At 64.0% G+C, this 2,720-nt stretch carries 1 protein-coding gene and 1 pseudogene; one reads left to right on the top strand and one right to left on the bottom strand.

The window, feature by feature from the left end; translation table 11 throughout:
* Window positions 1-216, bottom strand: a pseudogene (locus tag EOA22_RS30055) (hypothetical protein); the annotation flags it as partial.
* 225 nt (window positions 217-441) lie between these two features.
* Here EOA22_RS30055 and EOA22_RS30050 point away from each other — a divergent pair.
* On the top strand, window positions 442-2,720 hold a 2,279-nt coding region (locus tag EOA22_RS30050; RefSeq protein WP_127390449.1), incomplete at its 3' end, for an ATP-binding protein.

Genomic DNA, 2,720 nt, shown 5'->3' with positions numbered 1-2,720 from the left:
TATCAGCACCAACCTGCGATGGCTGTCGACGGCGGTGGCATCCATGACGGCCAGTCGCGTCTTGCGGTTCCGGCCGCCGGCGACGAAGGTTCCGAATGTCAGGTTGCGCACCAGCTTGACGATGACGAGAACGATGACCAGCAGGACGAGCGCTGCAAACGTCCACAACAATGCTGCGGCATAACCGGGACCTGCCACGCTATCGAGCCATTGCATTGGTTTCCCCTGATCGCCCCTTGGAAGTGATAAGACACTAGACCGTTGCAGCGGGCCACCGCAAGTTGCGTTTCACGCTGTTGAACAGCTTGAAAAACTCCGAAGGCCGGAAGACATCATTTTTATCCGACATTTGCCGCCCAGGCCTTTTCCGGACTAGGAGAATGTGATTCAACCCGGTACGGGGCGGGTGTCGGAACACCGGAATTCACGAGCAGGGGGCACATGGCCAAGGAAGCGCGCGGCGATTTCTATCCGGTACCGATCGTCGACCAGAATACGCGACCGGGCGCGGTTACCCGGCTTATCATTTTCATCGTCGTTCTGACGGGGGCCGCGATCGTCTTCGGTCTTTTCCGCGAGCGCCTCGGCGATCCTTTCCTGCTCGGCATGCTCGGCGTGCTGGCGATGATCGGCGTCGGCTTCCTGTTCGCGACGGCGATCGGCTTCGTGCAGGTCACGCCACGCTCGACAGGCGACGAACTGTCGAAATCCTTCGTCGATTCGATGTCGCAGGGGCTTCTCGTCACCGACACCAAGGGCCGCGTCGTCTACGCCAACCGCGCCTATGCGGATATGACCGGAGCATCGTCCGCTGCCGACCTGAAGACCGTCGAGGGATTGCTCTCGGATGTCCCCGAAGCCTCGGTGACGATCTATCGCCTGGCGTCCGGCCTTCGCGACGGCCAGCCGGGCGACGGCGAGTTTAGGCTCGCACAGTCCATTCGGCCCGGTGCCGAGCCGGGCGCCCGCTGGTACCGCGCGCGCGCCCGCGCCTTCAGCGTTCCGGGCCAGCGGCTGCCGATGCTGGCCTGGCAGCTTGCCGACCTCTCGCAGGAGCGGGCCGAGCAGGAGCGCTTCTTCCTCGATCTGCAGAAGGCGATCGATCACCTCGACCACGCGCCGGCCGGCTTCTTTTCGGCCGACCAGGAGGGCCGCGTCACCTACATCAACGCCACGCTCGCCGAATGGCTGGGCATCGACCTCACCAGCTTCACGCCCGGCGCCGTGTCTCTGTCGGAGATCGTGGCCGGCGACGGCATGGCGCTGGTCCGCTCGGTCAAGGCCGACCCCGGCACCACACGCAACGCGGTGATCGATCTCGATTTGACGACCATGACGGGCGAAGCGCTGCCGGTGCGCTTCATGCACCGCGTTTCGGCCAGCCGCGAAGGATTGAATGGGCCGACACGCACGATCGTGCTCAACCGCACGCAAGGCGAGGATGCCTCTGCCGATTTGCGGGCTTCGGAAGTGCGCTTCACCCGCTTCTTCAACTCGACACCGATGGCAATCGCCGGCGTCGACCACAACGGACGCATCCTGCGCACCAATGCGCCGTTTTTGTCGTTGTTTTCGTCTGTCGTCGATCGCGACGCCGTCGACCGTCGCGTGCGGCTCGACACGGTAATCCACGAACGCGACCGGCCGGCCTTCGCGGCTGCCTTCGAGAAAGCGCAGCAGCGGCAGGCCGACATCGAGCCGATCGACACGCTTCTGCCCGGCAACGACGAACGGCACATCCGCTTCTACGTCAACGCCGTCGCTGACGGCACCGGCGGCGAGGGCGCCGAGGAGTCGGCCATCGTCTACGCCGTCGAGACAACGGAGCAGAAGGCGCTGGAAGGGCAGATGGCGCAAAGCCAGAAGATGCAGGCAGTCGGCCAGCTTGCCGGCGGCATCGCGCATGATTTCAACAATGTGCTGACCGCCATCATCATGGCGTCCGACCTTTTGTTGACCAATCACCGCCCGTCGGACCCGTCCTTCCCAGACATCATGAACATCAAGCAGAATGCCAACCGGGCGGCTTCGCTGGTGCGGCAGCTTCTGGCCTTCTCGCGCAAGCAGACATTGCGGCCGGAAGTGCTCAACCTGACCGACGTGCTCGCCGATCTCAGGATGCTGCTGGCCCGCCTTGTCGGCAACGACATCAAGCTGAAGGTCGACCATGGCCGCGACCTGTGGCCGGTCAAGGTCGATATCGGGCAGTTCGAACAGGTGGTGGTGAACCTTGCGGTCAACGCGCGCGATGCTATGCCGGCGGGCGGCGATCTGCCCGTCCGCACCCGCAATGTGACCGCCGAGGAGTGCAAGGCCTTTTCCTACCGCGAACTCGCCCCGGCGGACTATGTCGTGGTCGAAGTCGAGGACACCGGCAGCGGCATCGCGCCCGACGTGCTGAAGAAGATTTTCGAACCCTTCTTCACCACCAAGGAAGTCGGCAAAGGCACCGGCCTTGGCCTGTCGATGGTCTACGGCATCATCAAGCAGACCGGCGGCTTCATCTTCTGCGATTCCGAAGTCGGCAAAGGCTCGACTTTCCGCATTTTCCTGCCGCGTCACATCGCCGAAGCGAAAAAGGCAGGCGAGCCCGGCGATGCGCCGGCGGCGCCGGCAAAGGTCGCCGATCCGGCCAAGGATCTGTCGGGCTCGGCCACGGTGCTGCTCGTCGAGGACGAGGATGCCGTGCGCATGGGCGGCATGCAGGGGCTGACCTCGCG

This window comes from Mesorhizobium sp. M7A.F.Ca.US.014.04.1.1 (assembly GCF_003998745.1).
GTDB lineage: Bacteria > Pseudomonadota > Alphaproteobacteria > Rhizobiales > Rhizobiaceae > Mesorhizobium > Mesorhizobium ciceri.
Note: the sequence above shows the minus strand (reverse complement) of the source record. Positions and strands in the feature narration are given on the sequence as shown.